Raw genomic sequence first — 3,252 nt, forward strand, 5'->3', positions numbered from 1 at the left:
CCCGCACCGTCGAGATCGACACCACGGGCGGTCCCGGCTTCGGCTTCGAGCACTTCAAGGAGCTCGACTTCCTGCGTGACAAGGAGGTCGTGCTGACCTTCGACGACGGCCCCTGGCCGCGCAACACGCCCGCGGTGCTGAAGGCGCTCGCGGACGAATGCACCACCGGAATCTTCTTCATCATCGGCAAGCACGCGACCTACGAGCCGGAGGTCCTCAAGCAGGTCTACGCAGCCGGCCACACCGTCGGCGCCCACACTTGGTCGCACGCCAACCTCAACAACAAGAAGCTCAACGAAGCGCAGCGCAAGGACGAGATCGAGAAGGGCTTCGCGGCGGTGAAGTGGGCGCTCGGCGGCATCTCGCCCGCGCCGTTCTTCCGCTTCCCGGCGCTGCAGCATCCGCCCGAGATGGTCACCTATCTCGGCAACCGCAATGTCGCGAGCTTCTCCTGCGACATCGACTCGTTCGACTTCAAGGCTTCCAAGCCCGAGAAGATCGTCGAGACCGTGATGAAGAAGCTCGACACCAAGGGCAAGGGCATCATCCTGATGCACGACTTCCAGAAGCACACCGCGGAGGCCCTGCCCGAGCTGCTCAAGCGGCTGAAGGCGGGCGGCTACAAGGTGGTCGCGATGCGCGCCAAGTTCCCGGCCTCAACGCTGCCGGAATACGACCAGGAGCTGCTCAAGGATCTCAAGCTGCCGACGGTGAGCCAGCGCCCGGTCAATTCGGTGGTGACCACCGTTTCCGAATAGCCGTCGCACTTGTCTTTCCGTATCGAAGGCTACGTCATCGTCTCCGCGGACGGCATGCTCGCCGATCCGTCGCACATCATGCCTGAGACGTTGAAATTCGAAGGCGACAAGCGGTTCTTCGAGCAGGCGCTCGATCGCGCCGCGCTGATCGTGCACGGCCGCAACTCGCACGAGCAGCAGCCGAATTCGGCCAGGCGCAAGCGGCTGATGCTGACCCGCAAGATCAGGGACCTCACCGTCGATCCGGAGATGCCGAACGCGACGCTGTGGAATCCTGAGCATGCGAGCTTCGAGGAGGCCTGCGCCTTCGCCGACGTCGCATCCGGCATGGTCGCCGTCATCGGCGGACCGGTCGTGTTCGACCTGTTCATGGACCGCTACGACACGTTCTGGCTGTCGGAGGCTCCGCATGTGCGGCTGCCCGGCGGTGAAGGCTGCTTCGTCGGCGTACCCCAGCGGACGCCTCACGAGGTGCTGGCTGCGCGCGGGATGAGGCCGGGTGCGCCCTACCTCCTCGACGCGGCGCATGAGGTGACCGTGACCCCGTGGCGGCGGGGGTAGCCTCTCGATTCGAAAGTGGAAAAACAACCCCATGCACAGTACCGGCAATAGAATACCGTTTCGTATCCTGCTGCTTCATCAGGCTAAAATTGGTCCGCCGCCGGCCAGCGCAAAGCCGGCTAGCATATTTGCCGAGACCCGAAAATTGGCCCCGACGGCGGTCGTGGCGCTATAGCCAACGTCCGAGGCGCGGCGTCAATACGGGCCAACGGCTGCGACACACCGCATCAATAGACTGAGACAAAAGAGCAAAAACTAACCCACGACCAGAATGAGCGACGACTGCACGACGACTAGTCCGACGGACGCTTCCGGATTGAATGACGATGTCGCCCCGATATCGTCCCTGCTGCCGGCATTCGGCTTCAGCGCCGATCAGATGGAGACGGAGGCGAACATCGCAGCGTGGCGGGAAGCCGTCGCCACGCTGTTCGAGGTGGACGAGCTCGCCGCCGCCGAACCGGGCCCGTTTCGCGCCGACCTCAGCTCCTACGCCATGGGACCGGTGCTGATCGGGCTGAGCCGTGCCAGCGGCCAGCGTTTCCGCCGGACGGCCGAAACGATCGCGCGCAGCGGCGTCGACCACATCATCCTCCAGCTCTATCTGAAGGGCGGCTATGACGGCGCTGCCGGCACACGGCCGATGCGCGTACGCGCCGGCGACATCTGCCTGTTCGATCTCGCCCAGGCGCTGGAGACCAAGGCCACGGCGTTCGAGAATGTTACGCTGGTCGTGCCGCGCCCGATGTTCGCCGCCCATCTCTTGCGGGTTGATGATTTGCATGGCCTGGTCCTGCCGGGCAGCAGCGTGATCGCACGATTGCTGGCGGGGCATCTCACCGCCCTGTTCGAATTTGCGCCGCGCATGAACCTCGACGAATGCCAATCCGTGGTCGAGGGCACGGTGTCGCTGCTGGCCGCGTGCCTTCGCAACGAAATCGAACGGGGCGAGGCCGATGCCGACCATGGCGTCGCGGCAAGCCCGTCCTTGATGCGGATCCGCCAATATATCGAGGCTGGCCTTGCCAGCGAGGATCTGTCGGCCAATTCGATCGCCGCCCATTTCGGCCTGTCCCGGGCCTCGCTGTACCGGCTGTTCGCCCCGGTCGGCGGCATCGCCGACTACATCCGCAGCCGCCGGCTGCACCGCGCCTTCTTCGACCTCGCCAATTCGGGCGCGCGGGGCCCCCGGATCAGCGAGGTGGCACGGCGCTGGCAGCTCGGCTGCCGACGCGCATTTCACGCGCTCGTTCAAGGCCGCCTACGGCATCACGCCCCGCGCCGCACGGGAGGCCGCCCTGCTCGGCCGACAGCGCGGCAGCGATGGAGCGAGCAGCGCGACGATTTCCCGCTGGATGCGCGAGATCGCGCCGCCGAGAGCGGAGTGACCGCTAGACGTCGCCGTAGGCCGCCTCGGCCGGACGCGTGGTGCGGCCATAGCCGATGATCATGCAGAGCGCGCCGATGATCGAGAGGTTCTTGAGCGCGTCGACCAGCATCTTGGCGTTGTCGGGCGCCGCCATGTTCCAAAAATCGTAGAACAGGACGGTCGCGACGGCGACGTAGACGATCAGCAGCATCGCGAAGAAACGCGCGCCGAAATTCAACGCGATCATCAGCCCTGCAATGATCTCGAGCCCGCCGATCGCGATCGCCAACAGCTGCGGCGTGGTCATGGCGGTCGCCGTCTCGACCTGCTGGGCATAAGGCGCGACGACATCGGGCACCACGAGCTTGGTTGCGATGACGTCGGCGGTGGCCTGGATGGCAAACAGCTTGATCGCGCCCGTGTAGATGAACAGCACGGCGAACAGGATTCGCCCGAAAGTCACGAACGCTGGCATGATCGGCCTCTTGGCAAGCTCAGAGCGCAGAACGCAGAACGCTTGAAGGGGATTATGGAGAGTCGTGCGCCGGTTTACAAACGGGGAAA

General features: G+C 64.8%; 3 protein-coding genes and 1 pseudogene. 3 read left to right on the top strand and 1 reads right to left on the bottom strand.

Translation table 11 applies throughout. The features are described from left to right. The 3 genes and pseudogenes from XF30_RS23450 to XF30_RS23460 form a co-directional block, all read left to right on the top strand. On the top strand, window positions 1–758 hold a 758-nt coding region (locus XF30_RS23450), incomplete at its 5' end, for a polysaccharide deacetylase family protein (protein ID WP_109143970.1). A gap of 9 nt (window positions 759–767) precedes the next feature. Continuing rightward, window positions 768–1,319, top strand: coding sequence for a dihydrofolate reductase family protein (locus tag XF30_RS23455; RefSeq protein WP_192893230.1), 552 nt, complete (start codon window positions 768–770; stop codon window positions 1,317–1,319). 271 nt (window positions 1,320–1,590) lie between these two features. Continuing rightward, window positions 1,591–2,707 (top strand): annotated as a pseudogene (locus XF30_RS23460) (helix-turn-helix domain-containing protein). A 3-nt stretch (window positions 2,708–2,710) separates the two neighbouring features. Here the strand turns inward: XF30_RS23460 and XF30_RS23465 are convergent. Then, a complete protein-coding gene (locus XF30_RS23465) occupies window positions 2,711–3,163 on the bottom strand; it encodes a DoxX family membrane protein (RefSeq protein ID WP_109143971.1) in 453 nt (150 codons plus the stop codon). Window positions 3,164–3,252: the final 89 nt, after the last annotated feature.

The sequence above is a fragment of the Bradyrhizobium sp. SUTN9-2 genome, assembly GCF_003122645.1.
GTDB lineage: Bacteria > Pseudomonadota > Alphaproteobacteria > Rhizobiales > Xanthobacteraceae > Bradyrhizobium > Bradyrhizobium yuanmingense.